This is a genomic window from Erythrobacter sp. S259 (assembly GCF_057364965.1).
Window position 1 is genome coordinate 1,089,406 of sequence record NZ_CP200286.1, and the last position, 19,147, is coordinate 1,108,552.

Annotated in this window: 20 protein-coding genes; 6 read left to right on the plus strand and 14 right to left on the minus strand. The window is 56.7% G+C overall.

Features of this window, described 5'->3' with window-relative positions:
• Window positions 1–8 precede the first annotated feature (8 nt).
• A complete protein-coding gene (leuA, locus tag AC0V60_RS05120) occupies window positions 9–1,679 on the minus strand; it encodes a 2-isopropylmalate synthase (RefSeq protein WP_486177432.1) in 1,671 nt (556 codons plus the stop codon).
• A 354-nt stretch (window positions 1,680–2,033) separates the two neighbouring features.
• Between leuA and AC0V60_RS05125 the strand changes: the two genes are divergently transcribed.
• Entirely contained in the window at window positions 2,034–2,594 is a 561-nt protein-coding gene (locus tag AC0V60_RS05125; RefSeq protein WP_486177433.1) for a YHS domain-containing (seleno)protein, read from the plus strand.
• An 88-nt stretch (window positions 2,595–2,682) separates the two neighbouring features.
• Here the strand turns inward: AC0V60_RS05125 and AC0V60_RS05130 are convergent, their stop codons facing one another.
• Both AC0V60_RS05130 and AC0V60_RS05135 read right to left on the minus strand, forming a co-directional pair.
• Window positions 2,683–3,156, minus strand: a complete 474-nt coding sequence (locus tag AC0V60_RS05130) for a hypothetical protein (RefSeq protein WP_486177434.1) — start codon at window positions 3,154–3,156, stop codon at window positions 2,683–2,685.
• A 24-nt stretch (window positions 3,157–3,180) separates the two neighbouring features.
• A complete protein-coding gene (locus tag AC0V60_RS05135) occupies window positions 3,181–4,332 on the minus strand; it encodes an alpha-hydroxy acid oxidase (RefSeq protein ID WP_486177435.1) in 1,152 nt (383 codons plus the stop codon).
• Between the two features lie 276 nt (window positions 4,333–4,608).
• Here AC0V60_RS05135 and AC0V60_RS05140 point away from each other — a divergent pair, with 276 nt between their 5' ends.
• Window positions 4,609–5,091, plus strand: coding sequence for a YHS domain-containing (seleno)protein (locus tag AC0V60_RS05140; RefSeq protein ID WP_486177436.1), 483 nt, complete (start codon window positions 4,609–4,611; stop codon window positions 5,089–5,091).
• Between the two features lie 172 nt (window positions 5,092–5,263).
• Complete coding sequence (locus AC0V60_RS05145; RefSeq protein WP_486177437.1) at window positions 5,264–5,482, plus strand: hypothetical protein; 219 nt, start codon at window positions 5,264–5,266, stop codon at window positions 5,480–5,482.
• A 118-nt stretch (window positions 5,483–5,600) separates the two neighbouring features.
• Here AC0V60_RS05145 and AC0V60_RS05150 read toward each other — a convergent pair whose 3' ends face one another.
• From AC0V60_RS05150 to miaA, 6 genes are all read right to left on the minus strand, one after another.
• Window positions 5,601–6,200: a DUF4329 domain-containing protein gene (locus tag AC0V60_RS05150; RefSeq protein WP_486177438.1), complete on the minus strand. Its 600-nt coding sequence runs from the start codon at window positions 6,198–6,200 to the stop codon at window positions 5,601–5,603.
• Window positions 6,200–6,550 carry a DUF2200 domain-containing protein gene (locus tag AC0V60_RS05155; protein ID WP_486177439.1) on the minus strand — a complete coding sequence of 117 codons (351 nt, stop codon included), beginning with the start codon at window positions 6,548–6,550 and terminating at the stop codon, window positions 6,200–6,202. The genes AC0V60_RS05150 and AC0V60_RS05155 overlap by 1 nt, the downstream gene beginning before the upstream one ends.
• 120 nt (window positions 6,551–6,670) lie before the next feature.
• The gene (gene ilvC, locus AC0V60_RS05160; protein WP_486177440.1) at window positions 6,671–7,690 is read right to left on the minus strand and encodes a ketol-acid reductoisomerase; all 1,020 of its coding nucleotides are present in this window, start codon (window positions 7,688–7,690) and stop codon (window positions 6,671–6,673) included.
• A gap of 105 nt (window positions 7,691–7,795) precedes the next feature.
• Entirely contained in the window at window positions 7,796–8,311 is a 516-nt protein-coding gene (gene ilvN / locus AC0V60_RS05165; protein ID WP_486177441.1) for an acetolactate synthase small subunit, read from the minus strand.
• Window positions 8,311–10,071 (minus strand): biosynthetic-type acetolactate synthase large subunit, encoded by a 1,761-nt coding sequence (ilvB, locus tag AC0V60_RS05170; RefSeq protein WP_486179445.1) that lies wholly within the window; start codon window positions 10,069–10,071, stop codon window positions 8,311–8,313. The genes ilvN and ilvB overlap by 1 nt, the downstream gene beginning before the upstream one ends.
• 286 nt (window positions 10,072–10,357) lie before the next feature.
• Window positions 10,358–11,296, minus strand: coding sequence for a tRNA (adenosine(37)-N6)-dimethylallyltransferase MiaA (gene miaA / locus AC0V60_RS05175; RefSeq protein WP_486177442.1), 939 nt, complete (start codon window positions 11,294–11,296; stop codon window positions 10,358–10,360).
• Between miaA and serB the strand changes: the two genes are divergently transcribed.
• A complete protein-coding gene (gene serB / locus AC0V60_RS05180; protein ID WP_486177443.1) occupies window positions 11,241–12,188 on the plus strand; it encodes a phosphoserine phosphatase SerB in 948 nt (315 codons plus the stop codon). The genes miaA and serB overlap by 56 nt on opposite strands.
• 101 nt (window positions 12,189–12,289) lie before the next feature.
• Window positions 12,290–13,123 (plus strand): Coq4 family protein, encoded by an 834-nt coding sequence (locus tag AC0V60_RS05185; RefSeq protein ID WP_486177444.1) that lies wholly within the window; start codon window positions 12,290–12,292, stop codon window positions 13,121–13,123.
• On the opposite strand, the gene AC0V60_RS05190 is transcribed toward AC0V60_RS05185, so the two are convergent.
• Both AC0V60_RS05190 and AC0V60_RS05195 read right to left on the minus strand, forming a co-directional pair.
• Complete coding sequence (locus tag AC0V60_RS05190) at window positions 13,120–13,662, minus strand: hypothetical protein (RefSeq protein ID WP_486177445.1); 543 nt, start codon at window positions 13,660–13,662, stop codon at window positions 13,120–13,122. The two genes, AC0V60_RS05185 and AC0V60_RS05190, sit on opposite strands and share 4 nt — an antisense overlap.
• Window positions 13,663–13,694: 32 nt before the next feature.
• The gene (locus AC0V60_RS05195; protein WP_486177446.1) at window positions 13,695–14,381 is read right to left on the minus strand and encodes a nitroreductase family protein; all 687 of its coding nucleotides are present in this window, start codon (window positions 14,379–14,381) and stop codon (window positions 13,695–13,697) included.
• Between the two features lie 92 nt (window positions 14,382–14,473).
• Here AC0V60_RS05195 and AC0V60_RS05200 point away from each other — a divergent pair, with 92 nt between their 5' ends.
• Entirely contained in the window at window positions 14,474–15,307 is an 834-nt protein-coding gene (locus AC0V60_RS05200; protein WP_486177447.1) for a Coq4 family protein, read from the plus strand.
• Here AC0V60_RS05200 and AC0V60_RS05205 read toward each other — a convergent pair.
• The 3 genes from AC0V60_RS05205 to purL are packed head-to-tail and all read right to left on the minus strand — an operon-like array spanning window position 15,295 to window position 19,141.
• Window positions 15,295–16,557, minus strand: a complete 1,263-nt coding sequence (locus AC0V60_RS05205; protein WP_486177448.1) for a TCR/Tet family MFS transporter — start codon at window positions 16,555–16,557, stop codon at window positions 15,295–15,297. The genes AC0V60_RS05200 and AC0V60_RS05205 overlap by 13 nt on opposite strands.
• Window positions 16,554–16,901, minus strand: a complete 348-nt coding sequence (locus AC0V60_RS05210) for a DUF6122 family protein (protein WP_486177449.1) — start codon at window positions 16,899–16,901, stop codon at window positions 16,554–16,556. Before AC0V60_RS05210 ends, AC0V60_RS05205 begins: the two co-directional genes overlap by 4 nt.
• The gene (gene purL, locus AC0V60_RS05215; protein WP_486177450.1) at window positions 16,886–19,141 is read right to left on the minus strand and encodes a phosphoribosylformylglycinamidine synthase subunit PurL; all 2,256 of its coding nucleotides are present in this window, start codon (window positions 19,139–19,141) and stop codon (window positions 16,886–16,888) included. The genes AC0V60_RS05210 and purL overlap by 16 nt, the downstream gene beginning before the upstream one ends.
• Between the last annotated feature and the right edge of the window lie 6 nt (window positions 19,142–19,147).

Sequence of the window (19,147 nt, forward strand, 5' to 3'; positions counted from 1 at the left end):
ATGCTGAGTTAGCTGCCTGCGGCCGAATTCGCAGCGCTAAGCACAGCGCGCACGCTGGCGGTGGCGACGTCTTCATCAATACCGCAGCCCCAGATCACCCGGTCACCAGATTGGCACATCAGGTATGCAGCCGCCTTTGCATCGCGGCCCGTGCCAAGCGCATGCTCGGTGTAGTCAAGGATCTTGATGTTGAGATCAAAAGCAGTCTCGAGCGTGGTCACTACGCTTGAGATAAGCCCGTTTCCTCGGCCCGAGACGCTCTGTTCGTCGCCATCGACGGCGATCTTGCCAGCAAACAGCCGGGTGCCATCAGACGCGCGGCTTTCCTCGTAATCGACAAGCTGGAATTTCCGGTCCGTCGTGCCGACGTGGTATGCGCCTTTGAACGCGTCCCAAATGTCAGCGGCATTGAGCTCGCGGCCAAGCTCGTCTGCTATATGCTGCACATGGCGCGAGAAATCGGCCTGCAATTTCTTGGGCAGTTTCAGGCCCTGATCTTGTTCTAACACCCAGGCAAAGCCGCCTTTGCCGCTTTGTGAATTGACGCGGATGACCGCTTCGTAATCCCTGCCAAGGTCAGCGGGATCAATCGGGAGGTACGGCACGCGCCACAGCTCATCATTTTGCGCGCCGTGCGCTTCAAAGCCTTTTTTGATTGCGTCTTGGTGGCTGCCGGAAAAGGCGGTGTAGACCAGCTCTCCGCCATAAGGGTGGCGTTCATGCACGGGCAGGTCGTTGCAATATTCAACCGTTTCAATCACACGGTCGATGTCTGAGAAATCCAATTCCGGATCAACGCCTTGCGTATACATATTAAGCGCCATGGTGACGAGGCAACAATTGCCTGTGCGCTCTCCATTGCCGAACAGGCACCCCTCAACCCGGTCAGCCCCTGCCATCAGACCAAGCTCAGCAGCAGCCACTCCTGTGCCCCGATCATTGTGGGTATGAAGCGAGATTACAGCGCTCTCGCGGTTTGGCAGGTGCTTGCAGAAATATTCGATCTGATCGGCGTATATATTGGGTGTCGCCGCTTCGACGGTGGCGGGCAGGTTTAGGATGATCGGCTTTTCAGGTGTGGGCTGAAGCACTTCCATCACGGCAGCACACACTTCGATAGAGAAGTCGATTTCTGCGGTGGAGAATGTCTCTGGCGAATATTGGAAATGCCAATCGGTATCGGGCTGTGCGCTCGCGCAATCGCGCATCACTTTTGCGCCTGACTTTGCGATCTCGCGCACTTCGTCTTTGCTCATTCTGAACACGATATCGCGCCAGGCGGGGCTCACCGCATTATAGAGGTGGACGATGGCCGCACGGGCACCGCGAAGGCTCTCAAACGAGGTGCGGATGAGGTCTTCGCGGCTTTGTGTAAGCACTTGCACCAAAACATCATCTGGCACCGCATCGTCCCTAACAAGGCCAGAGATAAAGTCGAACTCGGTCGCGCCAGCGCTCGGAAAGCCAACCTCGATCTCTTTAACGCCTACCTCTATAAGCAGGTCAAAGAAGCGGCGTTTCTTGACCGCATCCATGGGATCAATGATCGACTGATTGCCATCGCGCAGATCAGTGGAGAGCCAGCGCGGGGCTTTGTCGATCACGCGCGATGGCCATTGGCGATCCTGAATATTGATTTGAGGAAAGGGGCGGTATTTGGCAGCAGGATTTTTCAGCATGGCTTAGGCTCGCTCAGCTCATATTTCATTTTCGGAGTGATGGCCCGGTGGACCGTTAGGCAGACCCTTGGACAGTGGGCCTCGCCATCTTCACGCGCGAAGCCCTACTCCGCCCAAGGGCGGATAAGTCGCAGGAGTAGCGTGTGGCCGTAAGTCATAGGTGTAGTCTTTGCCGATTTATGAGACCAGTGCAAGAAAATGCGCTGCCTGTAATGCCCAGTTTCCAGACAATTTCAAAATTTTTTGAAGCGCTGCTCTTTTTCCTGTAACCTATCGTCACTGGTCTGCGAAACAGCTATCGTCCCAGCAATCAGGCAGCTTGGGAAAAAGTTACCACAAATGGAGGATACCCCGATGACGAAATCAGTGTTTACACTTGCCCTGCTGGCAACCGTTGCTGCGTGCAGCGCGCCCGCTGAAAATGCCGCTGAAAGCGATTCCATGATGGCAGCGGAAGTGTCCGAACCGCAAGGCGGAGAGCTTTACGCCGATCTTGGCGGCGAGGCGGAAAACCCGATCTACACCGAGAACAAGGGCGATACGTTGGCAGTGCGCGGTTATGACGTGGTCAGCTACTTTGTAGGCGAGGGCACTCCTGTCGAAGGAACCGAAGACCTCACGGTACGCTACAACGGTTATGACTACCGCTTCGCAAACGAAGAAAATGCCAAAACCTTTATCGAAGACCCTGCAAAATATGCTCCTGCATATGGCGGTTACTGCGCCTGGGCGATCGGCGCCAATGATGCACTGGCACCGGGCGATCCAGAGGTCTTTGAAATTGTAGACGGCACGCTCTACCTGAACTTCAGCAAAGATGTTCAGACCAAGTGGGAAGCCGATATCCCTGGCTTCATCGAGAGCGGTGACAAGAACTACCCGACACACTCAGCGGATGAACACTTCAAAGGCTGATCGCTGAACTCACAAGCAAAAAACCCGGCGTTGAGCAATCAGCGCCGGGTTTTTTGTGACATGTGACTTGCTAGCAAGCGAATAGCCGCTAACCGCAGCGAGCGTCACGAATGACGCCGAGATTGTCGATCATGATGTTGAGACGAGGGCTCGTTGGATCGGGATTCACCGTAGCGCCCCCTGGTGTCACAAACCGCACCTCAGATGCGCTAGCGGCCGCCACCATAATGGCCAGCTTTGCCTCTTCATCTGCGGGCTTGCCGATATAGTCACCCATCAGATTGGCCGCGCACACAGAGCTTTGCGGGTCGGTCAAAGTGCCCGGTGCAAACGCGCCTTCGGCGGCTTGGGGCAAGGGCGCTGCGATAGTTGGCGTGCTTGTCGGCGTGGTCAGAGGCGCGGCCGTGGTCGCGGTCGTGGCCTCAGCCCCGGCAGCGTCCGTCTTATCAGCGTCGCCATTAATACGCGCAGCAAAATCATCGGCGGATTCACGTCCGCTCTCGGAGCTCGCGCCGCATGCGGAAACGGCGATCGCAAGGATTGCTGCGGATAGTGTTCTCATGGCCGTTCCCCTTTAATCTGGCGCTTAGTTGCGGTGCCTTAGCCGGGCCTGCGTCAATTGGTCTACAGATGTGACACCCATGAGACGCATACCGCGTTCGAACTCGTCTTTGAGAATTGAAAGCGCGCGTTCGACACCGTTTTGTCCCGCTGCGGCAAGTGCGTAAAGATAAAGTCGCCCGCCAGAGGCCGCTGTTGCCCCGCTGCACATAGCTTTTAACACATGTGTTCCGCGCCGAATGCCGCCATCGCAGATGATCTCAATCTCACCGCCGACCGCATCAACAATCTCTGGCAGTTGATCAAAGGGCGCGCGGGCGCCGTCCAATTGGCGGCCACCATGGTTAGAAATCATGATAGCGTCCGCGCCAATCTCAACCGCGCGCCGCGCATCGCCAGCACTCATTACGCCCTTAAGCACGAAAGTGCCGCCCCATTGCTCGCGGATGGCGGCGGCGGTGTCCCAATTCATCGACGTGTCGAGCATGGTGTTGAAGTATTCCGCAATACTCACAGCCTCGCTCGATCCCTCGCTTATATGGGTATCGAGATTGGGGAGGCGGAATTTCTCACGAAAAAGATAATCGAGCGTCCAGCGCGGGCGGGCGGCGTAACTCAGCACGCTTGAAGGAGTGAAACGGGGAGGCGTGGTAAAGCCGCTGCGCAAACAGCGCTCGCGCTTGCCTGAAACGATAGTGTCCACCGTCAAGGCTAGCGCGTCGAATTTTGCTTCTTGGCACCGCTCTATCATGTGGGTGTTCAGCCCTTTATCCTTGTGAACATAGAGCTGGAACATCTTCGGGCCGTTTGTAAGCTGTGCGATCTCTTCGATTGAGCGGGTCGCAAGGCTTGAAATACCAAACCACAAACCGAACCTCTCAGCCGCCTTTGCAACCGCAGTTTCACCCTGCCAATGGAAGGCGCGCTGAACCGCGGTGGGCGACAGGATCAGTGGCAGGGCGCTCTGGCGCTTAAGGATTGTGCAGGACGTGTCGATATTCTCAACCCCTGCAAGCACATCGGGCACCAGATCAACGCTGTCGTAGCTGTCTGTATTGCGCGCTTTGGTCAGCTCATCATCGGCGGCGCCATCAATATATTCGAACACAGGGAAGGGAAGCCGTGAGCGTGCAAGGCGGCGAAAATCTTCAATATTGTGGCAGTCCGTGAGGCGCATATCTTTCAGAATCCCTGTCGCGCTTGGCTGTGACTGATTGCCACATCGGTGTCGAGATACACTGCTGCAAACTTTTTTTCGGTCAAGTGTCACCAAACGCATCAAAGTCGCGAAACAACAGATGTGCGCGGCTGCAAGGCGCTCATCAGGTTCACGCCGGGTCCCTCCAAATTCCGGCTCTCCCCTGACACCCTTGCCTGATCAGCCCTTGCAGTCGCTGCACCATGAATATCTCTCAGGGCGCTTGTCCCGAAGCGGAATTTAAGGAGACTACAAATGAAACTCAGGTATTTAATGGTAGCAGCTGCTGCCGCGCTTGCCGCCCCCGTCGCAGTGAGCGCTCCTGTAATGGCAGACGGCGGCATCTTCGTCGGTGTTGAAGGGGGCAATGTTGCTGTGAGCGGCTACGACACGGTCAGCTATTTTAAAGGTAATGGCAAACCTGTCCGTGGCAGCGCAAACTTCAAAGCGAAGCATAACGGCGCTGTGTTTCATTTCTCAAGCCAAGCGAACTTGAACGCTTTTAAAGCAAATCCTGATGCATATGCCCCTCAGTATGGAGGCCACTGCGCCTGGGCGATGAGCCGCGGCTCGCTCGCTCCTGGAGATCCAACTCTCTACAAGATTCACGATGGGAAGCTTTATCTGAACTTCAATCGCAATGTGCAGACCACTTGGCTTGGCGACATAGATGGTTTCATTGCGAAATCTGATCCCGCCTGGACCAAAGTGCCCGACGGCAAGAAGTTTGGCGACTGAAAGCTCTGAACTTTTCAACTGACCCCTTTATTCTCCCGCGACTTTAAGGTCGTGGCAGATCACAAAATAACCCATTTTAATCGAGTGAGTACGGAAGGAAGAACAATGACTAAGAAAGCAAGTTTCGCAAAAATGTTGATGGTAGCAGGCGGTCTCGCGGTAGCGAGCGCCGGTGCGCCAGCGTTCGCTCAATGTGCCGCCGGGTGCCGCGCCGCATCGTGTAAAGCCAAAAGCTGCAATGCCTCTGGTTGCAGCGCTTGCGGCGGCTGTGGTGCATGTGGCGCTTGCGGTGCGTGTGGCGCTTGCGGTGGTGGTGCCTGCGGTGCGTGTGGCGCTTGCGGTGCGTGTGGTGCCTGCGGCGGCTGCGGCGGCTGCGGCGCTGAATGATTAATCCGCTAGGTTGCGCGCCTGCTGCCTGACGGGCGCGTGCTTGAGTGTGGTCGGAGGGTCATTCCTCCTAGCTCCTTCGACCACGCTCTTTTTCAGGTAATTTCACTCTCCATCAGGCCTTAGCAATTGGGCTCTGGCCCGCGAAAGCGATCTGACAGTTGATCGATTGAATAGGTCGGTGCGATCTCATCGGCAGCACAGGGCCGGTAGCGCGCGTCTTGCACCATACAATCAGCACCGCACACGAGCCGGGCCAGACCTGTTTCATGGTTGATCCACCAAAACCGGCCCCCAGGCGTTGCTATATATCCGTCAATCCCGCTCTCTACATCACTTTTGATATCGGTGATTGAAGGAACCTCGCTGTCATAATCGCGGCTAAATCGTCCATGGGTGTGAAAGCTGGCGATTGGAACCATGCCAGGTTCGTCGAAAAAGAGGAGATCACATGTTGCCTCATCCCCGTCCTTGGGGAAAGAGGCCCCCAATTGCGCTTCGCTGGTCTCAAAGATAATCCCGCAAAGTTCAATATTCTCAGCGAAACTGCGTTCCTGAAGAGCATCCAACTGCTCGCGGGCGAAGGCTTGGACCTCCGATTGTGGGACGACGGGTTGGAGGGCGTCAGGCCCTTTCACATTGAAATAGGCGCGCGCGATGATCACCACAAATGCGACGGCGCAAAGAGCATAAATGATACGGGTGGTTTGAGAAGCCTGCATTAGGGACTGCGCAGAATGCTCTCCATTTTTTTGCCCCTAGCAAGCTCGTCGACTAGCTTGTCCATATAGCGAAGCTCGCGCATGTAGGGTTCCTCGACCTCTTCCACCCGCACACCGCAGACGACGCCTTTGATCAAGGCCCGGTCTGGGTTGAGGGGCGCTGCATCGATAAGACTGCGGCAATCGGTTTTGGCCTCAAGATGCGCATCGAGTTGATCTTGCGAAAAGCCGGTCAGCCAGCACAGGACCCGATCAAGCTCAGCCTTAGTGCGTCCTTTCTTCTCGACCTTATTGACATAGGCCGGATAGAAACTGACGAACGGCATGAGCGTGACGTCGCGTTTTGGCATGTAATCCCCTTTCCTTGTGCGCATCCTAACACAATGGTGAACCCCCGCGAAGGCGGGGTCTCCCTCGATGTTGCACCCAGGCGGCGTGAGGCCCCCGCCTTCGCGGGGACCCGCACAAGGTTAGTTTTTCGCTTTGTCGACCAGCTTATTGGCGCTGATCCATGGCATCATAGCACGAAGCTCTGAGCCGGTTTTCTCGATGGGATGTGCCTCTGCGCGTTTGCGGGCGGCTTTGAGCTCAGGCTGCCCAGCGCGGTTGTCGAGAACGAAGTCTTTCACAAATCGGCCTGATTGGATGTCGTCGAGCACACGCTTCATTTCGGCTTTGGTCTCATCGGTGATGATGCGCGGGCCGGTGGTGATGTCGCCATACTCTGCGGTGTTCGAGATCGAATAGCGCATGTTCGCAATGCCGCCTTCATAAAGCAGATCGACGATGAGCTTGGTCTCGTGAAGGCACTCAAAATACGCCATTTCAGGGGCGTAGCCAGCTTCGGTCAGCGTTTCGAAGCCCGCTTGGATGAGGTGGGTGATGCCGCCGCACAAAACAGCTTGTTCACCAAACAGATCAGTTTCGCACTCTTCGCGAAAGTTGGTTTCGATGATGCCAGAGCGGCCGCCGCCAACACCAGAAGCATAGGCGAGGGCGACGTCTTTAGCCGCGCCGCTCGCATCCTGATGGATGGCGATCAGGCAGGGGACACCGCCGCCGCGTTGGTATTCGCTGCGCACTGTGTGGCCGGGGCCTTTGGGCGCGATCATGATGACGTCGATATCGTCTTGCGCCTCGATGAGGCCAAAGTGGATGTTGAGGCCGTGTGCAAAGGCAAGCGCTGAGCCTGGCTTCATGCGGCCATGAATGTCATCGGCATAGATCGCTGCTTGATGCTCATCGGGAGCCAAGATCATAAGGATATCGGCCCATTCAGCCGCGTCCTTGTTGGAGAGCACTTTAAAGCCTGCATCCTCAGCCTTTTTGGCCGTGGCTGAGCCTTCACGCAGTGCGATGGCAACTTCTGCCACACCGCTGTCGCGTAGGTTTTGTGCGTGGGCGTGACCTTGCGAGCCATAGCCGAGAACGGCGATTTTCTTGGATTTGACGAGGCCCAAGTCCGCGTCGGCGTCGTAATAGACTTTCATTGTATTTCTTCTTCCTACGTCATCCCAGCGAAAGCTGGGATCTAGGGCTACGAAACTCTGCCCCTGGTTGCTTGAGACCCTAGCTTGCGCTGGGGTGACGAAAAACTAATTACCGTGATTGCCGCGCATCATGCCGACCACGCCGGAGCGGCCCACCGATTGAAGGCCGATGCCGCGCATAAGCGCGATGAAGCTATCGATCTTGTCCGGCGACCCGGTGAGTTCGAAAACGAAGCTCTCGGTTGTGGTGTCGACCACATTGGCGCGGAAAACATCGGCAATGCGCAAGGCTTCGACCCGAGCCTCGCCTTTCCCAGCCACTTTGATGAGAGCAAGCTCGCGTTCCACATGCGGGCCGGCGGCGGTGAGGTCAGTGACTTTGTGTACCGGGACGAGCCGTTCCAACTGCGCTTCAATCTGGTCAATCACCTCGGGCGGGCCGTTGGTGACAACGGTGATCCGGCTGATCGCGTGGTCGTCAGAGATATCGGCCACGGTGAGGCTGTCGATGTTGTATCCACGCGCGGTGAATAGGCCGGTGATTTTGGCCAGAATGCCCGGCTCATTGTCGACCGTAATGGTGAGAACATGGCGTTCGCTCTGGGCATTTTTGATTTTCATCACACAAGAGCCTTCGCTTCATCATCCATCGTGCCGTCAACCTGATCGCCGTAAAGCAGCATTTCGGTGTGCGCTGCGCCTGAGGGGATCATCGGGAAGCAATTCGCGTCTTTGGCAACGCAGCAATCGACGATCACTGGCCCGTCGTGGTCAATCATCGCTTGGATACCGGCGTCGAGTTCACCCTTATCGGTGATGCGAATACCTTTCCACCCGTATGCCTCCCCCAGCGCCACAAAGTCGGGCAGGCTGTCGGAATAGGAGTTGGAATAGCGGCTTTCGTAGGTCAGCTCCTGCCACTGGCGTACCATGCCCATATATTCGTTGTTCAAGATGAATATCTTGACCGGAAGACGGTATTGAGAAGCCGTTCCAAGCTCTTGAATATTCATCTGAATACTGGCTTCCCCCGCCACATCAATGACCAGCGCATCGGGATTGCCCAATTGCGCGCCTATGGCCGCTGGAAGGCCGTAACCCATGGTGCCAAGCCCGCCTGAGGTGAGCCATTTGTTGGGCTTATCGAACCCGAAATACTGCGCCGCCCACATCTGGTGCTGGCCGACTTCGGTGGTGATGATAGGGGACTGCTCGTGGGTGAGGGCATAGAGCCGCTCAATCGCCTTTTGCGGCATGATGGCGTTTGCATCAGCACGCGAGGTTTCAGGGTAGGCTAGGCACTCACGCGCGCGCCAACCAGCAATGCGCGCCTTCCATTCGCCAAGATCGCGGGGCTTTCGGTCACCCCATGCAGCAATAAGCTGCTCCAGAACGGTCGCACAGTCGCCGACAATGCCCATATCGACGGGCACGGTTTTGTTGATCGAGGAGCGGTCAATATCAATGTGGATTTTCTTGGAGTCCGGGCTGAATGCGTCGAGACGCCCTGTCACCCGGTCGTCAAAACGCGCACCGATGCAGACCATCACATCGCACTTATTCATCGCCAGATTGGCTTCATAAGTGCCGTGCATGCCAAGCATCCCGAGCCAATCGGGATGGGTGTTGGGAAAGCAGCCAAGACCCATCAAGGTCGAAGTCGTCGGCGCACCGGTCAAATCTTGGAACTGGCGCAAAAGCTCGCTCGCGCGCGGGCCTGAATTGATAACGCCGCCGCCAGTGTAAAAGACCGGCGCATCCGCCTCAGCGATCATCTCAATCGCCTCGGCAATCTGCTCTGCTGGCGCGACTGTTTGCGGGTTGTAGCGATGCGAGCCATGGTGAGCAACATGGTCGCGGCTCTCCGATGGAACAGCGATCTGCACGTCCTTGGGGATGTCAACCACAACGGGGCCGGGACGCCCAGTGGTGGCTATGCGAAAGGCTTCTTCGAGCGTCGCGACAAGTTCCGCAGGGTCTTTTACCAGATAGTTGTGTTTGGTGCAGTGCCGGGTGATGCCGACAGTGTCCGCCTCTTGGAACGCATCGGTTCCGATAAGGCCGGATGGGACCTGACCGGTGATGACTACCATAGGGATCGAGTCCATCCATGCATCGGCAATGCCTGTCACTGCATTGGTCGCGCCAGGGCCGGAGGTGACGAGGACTACGCCCGGCTTGCCAGTGGCCCGCGCATAGCCTTCTGCCGCATGAGCCGCGCCCGCTTCGTGGCGAACGAGGATGTGCCTGATCCTTTCATCACCAAAAAGCTCGTCATAGATAGGGAGCACCGCGCCGCCGGGATAGCCGAAGACATATTCAACCCCTTGGTTGATCAGGCATTCCATCAAAAGGGCCGCTCCAGAGCGCTGTCCCACGATTACTCACTCCCAATTAGCAATGACCCATAAAAAAGGCCCGGTGCGTGTTCGCATCGGGCCGGTCAGGTCATCTATGATAGATCCCGATCAGCCCGTTTTTCCCACAAGAATGACAACTGTCATGATCGGTAATCCTATACGTTTGTTTCCAGTCATACCGCCAATGACCACGGCGGCGATATAGCGGTTTCAAAAAGGCAAGCCAAGCGTTCGCTAGGCTATTTCGCAGAGGCGCTACTCATTACAATCTAACAAGTCAAGATATAACTGTGTAATTATATTACATTTATGGCAATACTGAAGAAATTTCCTCAGGCGTGATGCGCGGCCATTCCGGCGGGCATTGGTTGCGCAGCCAGGTGAATTGACGCTTAGCATATTGGCGGGTGGATCGGCCGCCTGCCTCTATGGCCTCCTCGCGGGTGATCTCGCCGCGAATGAGCTGAGCGATTTCGGGCACTCCAATAGCGCGCATTACTGGGAGTTCGGGCGAGAGGCCGCGAGCAAGCAGCGCCTCAACCTCTTCCACAGCGCCGCCATCCAGCATTTGTTCAAAGCGCGCATCGCAGCGGTCATAGACCCACTGCCGCTCTGGCATGAGCACGATGGGGTGTAGGGTCACTTCCTCACCAATGCCGCCCGATTTTGCCTGCTGCCAATCGGCGAGGGTTACACCGGTGGAGCGTTTGACTTCGAGCGCGCGGGCGATGCGTTGACTGTCGCCGGGCTCTAAAATGTCTGCGCGCAAGGGGTCTTCGAGTTGGAGCGCCGCATAGGCGTCCGCGGTTTTCATCGTTCGCACTTGTTCTCGCACAAGCGCGTCAATTTCAGGGATCGGCGCAATGCCTTCCAGCAGGACTTTAAGGTACATGCCCGTCCCGCCCACTAAGATGGGTGTCTTGCCCGCCTCATGCGCTTCGTCGATTTCAGCCTTGGCCCGCGCCGCCCAATTGGCCGCCGAACACACCTCTGCGCCGTCCCAAGCGCCATAAAGGCGGTGCTCGCAGTGCTTCATCTCAATCTTCGTGGGCGCAGCGGACAACACCGGAATATCGGCATAGACCTGCATGCTGTCGGCATTGATGATAACGCCGGTCTGGCCCCGCTTGTCCAAGGCTTTTGCCAGTTGCAGCCCACAATCGCTCTTGCCGCTGGCGGTCGGCCCTGCAATGAGCCAAACCGGCCGCGCAGATGTGGTCATCGAAGGAGAATTCTCAGTGGTCATCGCGCGTCTGATAGCAGACAATTGTGATTGGAAAATACGTGTTGATGAAATGGCTCGCGGTTTAGCTCCCACTAGCGAGGTGGGTGCAGACCTGCGACCGATTGCTGTTGAACCTTTGAGCGCAGTTCCGCACGTAATTGAGCTGCATTTTCAAACTGAGGAAGTGCGGCTTGTCTCAAACATATTGGAGGTGCATTTTGCTGAATGCGATCATGTGATCGCGTCCGAAGAATTCCAAATACCTAATCTCTTTGTTTCTGACATGGACTCGACCATGATCGGCCAGGAATGCATTGATGAGCTGGCCGATTATGCGGGTCTCAAGGCCAAAATCGCGGACATCACCGAGCGCGCCATGCAAGGGGAATTGGACTTCGAAGACGCACTTAGGGAGCGGGTTGGCCTGCTCGAAGGGCTTGAGGAAAGCGCCATTGATCGCTGCCTTCAAGAGCGCATCTCGCCGACCGCTGGCGCGAGGACCTTAGTGCAGACGCTCAAATCCAAAGGAACGCGCTGTGTCTTGGTGACGGGGGGCTTTCATCATTTTGGCGACCGCGTGGCAGAATGGCTGGGGTTCGACCGGGTCGTGGGCAACAGGCTTGGCACAGCAAATGGGAAGCTCACAGGACTGCTCGATGGTCCGGTGTCGGATGCCAATACGAAGCTTGCGGTTCTTGAAGAAGAACGCGCGGCGCTTGGCGCGAGCTCTGTCGTGCTCTCAAGCGGCGATGGCGCGAACGATATTCCGATCTTGCAAGCTGCCGACTACGGTTTTGCCTACCGCGCTAAACCGAAGGCGCGAGAAATGGCTAAGGGCCGAGTTGATGAGGGCGATCTTAGGGTGATCCTATCGCTTTTAGGCATTCCAAAAGAGGAGTGGGTGGAGGGTTGAACAAGAAGGGTTGCAAAAGCGTACCGATGTCGTTATTTACATAAATGTAAGTAACGAGCTTTAGAGCTTTTCGAGCATTTCTAACCCAAAGGTTCGCCCCCATGTCTGACACCGCCCGCTACACCCAAATGTTCGCAACCGATGGTACGGTATTGCGCCATCCCGACCGCCCAGCGCCGCGTTACTCTTTGCCGCGAGCGGTTAAGAATTTCCGCCTGCTGATGAAGGATAAAGAAGACACGAGCCTCGTCTTCAAAATCTACGAATCTCTGCCATCCAAGAATTTTATGCCTCGTGTCCAAGATCTGATGCTGTCAGAGCGCGGCGAGGCTTTGCGGGCCTCTGAGCCCAATCTTCCAGAAATCCTCGATGACCATACGAGCCTTCGCAAAACGCCCAAAGGCAGTCTCGCCCATGCTTACTGCGACTTCATGGAAAATGAAGGGCTCACGGCAGCTGGCCTTGTGGCTGAAAGCGACCGTTTGGGACGTCCAAAGTATGATGACCTTGTGCAATGGTTCGGTGACCGTTCGCGCGACACGCATGATCTGTTCCATGTTCTCACCGGCTACGGCCGTGACGCACTGGGTGAGCAATGCGTTCTGCTCTTCACCCACGGCCAATCACCAACGCAAGGCCATTTGCTGATTGGCTACGCTGGCTCTGCCAATATCAAGAAGATGGTGTGGGGCTCCAAAGCCCCTGTCATGGGCGCGGTGCGCCAGGCCAAAGCCACCGGACGCGGTGCACCGACACTGCTTGAACAACCCATTCGTGAGCTGCTGGCTCAGCCGGTTGATGATGTGCGTAAGTTCCTTAATATTGCTGAGCCCACGCTTTACCGCGAATGTCACCGTGTTTGGGCAGCGGAGGGGATCGACCCACATGACCTTCTCGCCAGTGAAAACGCAGCCGAACAAATCGCGGCAGCTTAACTTCGAACCCGAAATTTGAGCCAAGCGGTTAAGCGGATCGCGGCCGCGGCAAGGGCGATGCTGGTGAAAACCAGCCCCTCGGCGATGTGTTCAGGTGATCCGATGCGCCCTGCATAGCTTTGGAGGAATATGAACCACAGATAGTGAACGCCGGCCGTGTGCAGTGTCTTCCATCGCCGTCCCAAAGCCCGCATGGAACGCTGGTTGGACGTGAGCGCCATGGCATAAAGCACGACATAAGCTGCCCCTCCGCCGATCATCGCGATCAGGGCAGGCCATTCCCCAAGGCTCAGATATATCAGCACAATGGCGGCCAAATGGACCGTGTGCGTAATTGCAAAGCCCAGCCCGAATTCGCGCCGTCTTTCGAGTAAATGCTTAGCCCAGCCCGCCCGGGTCAATTGCATCAATGGCCTTGCCGCATATACGATGATCAGCAGGGGAAAACCCACCCGCGCGGTGTACCTCGTCGCTGCTGACAATTGGTTTGATGGATCGCCGAAAAAGATGAACCCCGCCGCAAAAGAACCTACCCCCAAGATTGTAGCAATCCAAAGCGGATAGGTCTTACTCACAGCCAGCTGGCAATTTGGCTCAGCGGTTTTTTGCGAAGTGCATGGGTGGGAACGCTGGCATCCGCACTTGGCCGTCCCACCACCACAATCATAAGCGGCTTTTCCCATTCGGGACGCTCACACGCCTCCCGCAGGAAACCCATGGGCGAGGGTGTATGGGTAAGGGTGGCAAGCCCCGCCTCATGCAATGTTGCAATTAGCATACCGCAGGCGATGCCAACGCTTTCATTGACGTAGTAGTTTTGCGTTTTCCCATCCTCTTCAATCCCGCCTTTGCGCTGGGCAAAGACAACGATGAGGTAAGGCGCGGTCTCCAAAAACGGCTTTGCGTCGTCGGTGCCAAGGTCCTTGAGCGCGCCGAGCCATTCTTCGCTCGCCTTGGGATCATCGCCGTCCGCTCCGTAAAAGCGGCGCTCTTCGGCTTCGGCGGCTTCGCGGATGGCGCGTTTTTTCTCAGGCGAGGACACCACCGCGAAATGCCATGGCTGATGGTTCGCGCCATTGGGAGCCGTGCCCGCTGCCTCAATCGCCGCCTCGATCACTTCGCGGGGCACGGGCTCATCGGTGAAATACCGGCAAGTCCGCCTTTCTTTGAGGCGGTCGCGCAAAGACTGCGCACGCTCAATACTTTCCGCATCGGTCAGGGGGACAAGCGAATAGGGTACAGTGTCGTGATCACGCATGGCAGGCCTTATCGCTGTTTCGCGTCCGAAACGCCAATAGACATTTCACTGACATCGTTGTAATTTTAGCAAACAAAAGAAGGATGCTCAAGATGGCCCAGACGGATGTGCAACTGGCGGATTTGCCTTTGGTGGCACCGGACCGTGTTGTATCGGGCTTTCGCCCAATCAAGGTGCTCCGCCACTATGGAAAGCTGGTGGAAGACAAAGAGGACACAGAGCAGGTCTTCCATATTATCGAGGCCACAAAGGGGCGCAAGTCGCACCGGCAGGCCTGGAATTTCATCAAATCCGATTTTGGTCGGCGTTTGATGCGCGAGCAAACGAACATCCCTCCGATGCTCGACGATCATAAGCGCTGGTCTGATCTGCCAGAAAACAGCGTGGGCAAGCATTACATCCGCTTTATGGAGCGTGAGGGTCTGAGCGCGCAAGGACTTGTCGATGAGAGCCACAAATGGGCCTCTCCTGATGAGCGTCCGCGTGATCAAACCGAATGGTACTTTGACCGTCTGCGCGACACCCACGATCTTTTTTACGTGCTCACCGGCTATGGCCGTGACACCCTTGGTGAGACGTCGCTTTTGGGTTTTAGTTATGCGCAGAACCACAACACAGGCGTGATTTTTATCGCCTATGCTGGCGCGCACCAAATCAAGAAGTTGACGGGCACAAAGGCTCCTTTGTTCGCGTCAGTGCGCGAGGGGCAGCGCATGGGTAAGTCGGCTGCAAAGATTGCACATCTTGATGTGGCAGAGCTGATGAAACAAGACATCGACGAGGCGCGCTCTCGTCTTGGTATCGGCAAGCCTGTGATCTACCGCGAATGCCTCAAGACGCTCAAAGCGGAAGGCCACACCGAGGATATGCTCGACCTTTCGAACAAGGCGCCGCAACCTCAGGTCCAGCAGTCTCAGGCTGTCTGATCATCGTTTTTGATGCGGCGGATATTCCAGTAGGCGATGGCCATGGCGGCCATCCCGCAAAGGAATGCCAGAAGATAGGGTGCACCGGGGAAAAATAGGCCTTCATCATCGGCAAACATGCCGAATGCCTTGGTCATCACGATGGGGCCAATAATGGCGGTGATGCTCATAGTGCTGGCGATGGCACCTTGAAGCTCACCTTGCGCGTCCTCTGAAACCCGGGCGCTCATCAGTTGCTGCATGGCTGGGAAAGTAAGCCCGCCAATTGCTCCGATTACGATACCGATGATCATGAAATATCCCGCAGGGGCAAAAGCGAACAGCAGGTTAGCGGGCAAGGAAACCACGAAGCCCAGCATGATGGTGCGCTCCGCTCCGATCTTTGCGATGACTTTGCCGGTAAGCCCCCCTTGAACAATTACCAGCATGACGCCGAACAGCGCGACGCTGAGCCCAATTTCAAGCCCGCTCCAATTGAATAGCAACTTGGTATGATAGGCCCAAACATTTTGGTGGGATTGTGCTCCCAATTGGGAAAAGAAAATCACGGCAAGGAAGCCCAGGACCACCGGAACGCGGGCCATTTGCGTGAGCGTTCCAAGCGGATTGGCGCGTCCCATGCTGAATGCACGGCGGCGCTGCGGCGGCAAAGTTTCTTTAAGAATCCAAATCCCGGCGATGGCTCCTAAAATTCCAAGCACCGCTGCGCAAACAAAGGGCAGCCGCACGTCGATGGTGACGAGCAGCCCGCCTAACCCAGGCCCAATCACAAAACCGCCTGCCCCTGCAGCGCCCATGATGCCGAAATATTTGCCGCGTGTTTCAGGCCCAGCAACATCAGCAATGCATGAATTGGCCGCAGCCCAGCTTGCGCCCATAATTCCTGACAGGATGCGGCCTACAAAAAGCCAAAACAGCGTCGGTGCCCATGCCATGATGGCATAGTCCACCCCGAGCAGGAACAGCGTGGTGAGAAGCACTGGTCGGCGGCCAAATCGGTCGGACAGCCCGCCAATGATCGGCGCGAACACAAACTGCATTAGCGCGTATGAAAAGAGTAGCCAGCCGCCAATTTGCGCGGTTTCATCAAGGCCGAGGCCCGTTATTTCCCCTAGCAGATCAGGCAAAGCGGGGATGATCAATCCAATCCCCAACATGTCGATGAACACGATCAATGCCACCATAAACAGGGTCGCCGGGACCGCTTGATCTGGCGTTCCATGCGTATCGGGCGGGGCGGGCTCACTCATAGAAGAAGCGCATTCATCGCCATGCAGTCGCCTGCATCCACCATGAGATGCCACAAAGCGCCCGCGCCAAAGGCTCTAGCCCACCAACGCGGAACAAAGAGCAGGGCGAGGTACACGAGGCCTGCCTCCCAACCGTGGAAGGTGTGAAAGCCGATGGAGCACCGGTCTGGATCGTATATCGGCACGGCCCAGATGTGATCGACGTCTATCAGATTTGCGGCAACCATAACGCCTGCAAACCGCAGCCATTCAGACTTCACAAATGCCCAAGCGATCAGGAACGGGAAGAGCAAATGCCCGCTGTAATGGAAGAAGAGTTGGAGAAACTCTATCCGTTCATCCATTCGGCAAAGAAGCTTTGGTGTGCTGCGCGCAAGTCGCTGAGCGACACGCCAAGTAGACTGTCCCCGCCAACGGTTCCGATACGCGTAAAGCCGACCATTTCCGCTTCGTCGATGTCAGGGCCTTCTGCGAGGATTCTGTTGAAGGCGTCGGCGTTCTCGGGAGATACTGTGACGACATATCGCGCCTGATCTTCGCCGAACCACCACTGGGCCGCAGTGTAGGCATCGCTCGTTGTCACTTGCGCACCAATACCGCCGGACATTGCCATTTCAGCGAGCGCAACCGCGAGGCCTCCGTCAGAGAGGTCATGCACCGCTGAAAGAAGGCCTTCACCGATGAGTTTTCGCACAATCTGTCCCGCGCCGCGTTCTGCGGAAAGATCCACGGGCGGCGCGCGGCCCTCGTCGCGGCCTTTGACAATGTCAAGCCATAGCGACTTTCCAAGGTGCGAGCGGGTTGGGTCTGGTTTCGCCCAGAATTCGGGCGCGATAAGGTAGATTGCATCGCCCTCGGCCTTGAAGGCGGGCGTCACCATTCTTGATGCATCTTCAAGAATGCCCACACCGCCAATTGCCGGGGTTGGAAGGATGGCCGAGCCGCCGCCGGTGGCCTTGCTCTCATTGTACAGACTGACGTTGCCTGACACGATTGGGAAATCCAAAGCGCGGCAGGCATCGCCCATACCTTCGAGGGCGTGGACGAACTGGCTCATAATCTCGGGCCGCTGCGGGTTGGCAAAATTCAGACAGTTGGTGACCGCGAGAGGACGAGCCCCAACTGCGCAGATGTTGCGGTAAGCCTCGGCAATCGCTTGTTTGCCGCCCTCATACGGGTCAGCATAGACATAGCGCGGTGTGCAGTCGGTGCTGATCGCGAGCGCTTTGTCACTGCCATGAATGCGTACCACGCTGGCATCACCGCCGGTTTGCAGCGTGTCCGCCATGACCTGGCTGTCATATTGCTCGGTAATCCAGCCGCGCGAGCCGAGGGCAGGGGAGGCGAGCATTTTAAGGAGGTCCGCGCCCGGATCACTGGTGTCTGGCGCATCCTTCATCGGCTGAATGCCAGCCCACGAGGCGTATTCCTCTTTCGAGATGTAGGGCCGCTCATACTCGGGTGCGTCGGCTGCAAGAGGTCCAAGCGGAATATCGCACACGACCTCGCCGTCAAATTCGAGAACCATGTGCTGCGTATCGGTCACTTCGCCGATAATAGCGAAATCCAATTCCCACTTTTCAAAGATAGCCGCAGCCATCTCTTCCTTGCCGGGTTTGAGGACCATAAGCATTCGCTCTTGGCTCTCGGACAGCATCATTTCGTAAGGCGTCATCCCCTCTTCGCGGCATGGCACTTTGTTCATGTCGAGGCGGATGCCCGCCTTGCCATTGGTCGCCATCTCGACGCTGGATGAGGTAAGTCCGGCTGCGCCCATATCCTGAATGGCAACGATGGCGTCGGTCGCCATCAGCTCAAGGCATGCCTCGATCAGGAGCTTTTCGGTGAAGGGATCGCCCACTTGCACCGTGGGACGCTTGGCCTCCGCATCTTCCTCAAAGTCCGCGCTCGCCATAGTCGCGCCGTGGATGCCATCGCGGCCAGTCTTGGAGCCGACATAGACGATGGGGTTGCCGACGCCTGTCGCCGCTGAATAGAAAATCTTATCCGCATCCGCGATGCCGACGGTCATGGCGTTGACTAGGATATTGCCATCATAGGCCGGGTGGAAATTCGTCTCACCGCCGATAGTCGGTACGCCCACGCAATTGCCATAGCCGCCGATGCCAGCAACCACGCCTTGGACAAGGTGCTTCATTTTGGGGTGATCGGGACGGCCAAACCGCAGAGCGTTCATATTCGCCACAGGCCGCGCGCCCATGGTAAAGACATCGCGCAAGATCCCGCCAACCCCGGTTGCCGCGCCTTGGTAAGGCTCAATGTAAGAGGGGTGGTTGTGGCTCTCCATCTTGAAGATAGCGGCCATTTTTTGTCCATCAGGCCCGTCACCAATATCGATGACGCCCGCATTCTCACCCGGCCCGCAAATCACCCATTCCGCCTCAGTCGGCAGCTTCTTCAGATGAAAGCGCGAGGATTTGTAAGAGCAATGCTCGGACCACATGACCGAGAATATGCCCAGTTCCACAAGGTTCGGCTCACGGCCAAGTCCAGCGAGCACACGCTCGTACTCTTCGGGTGACAGTCCGTGTTGCTCGACAATTTCTGGGGTAATTTCGCTCATGCGCGT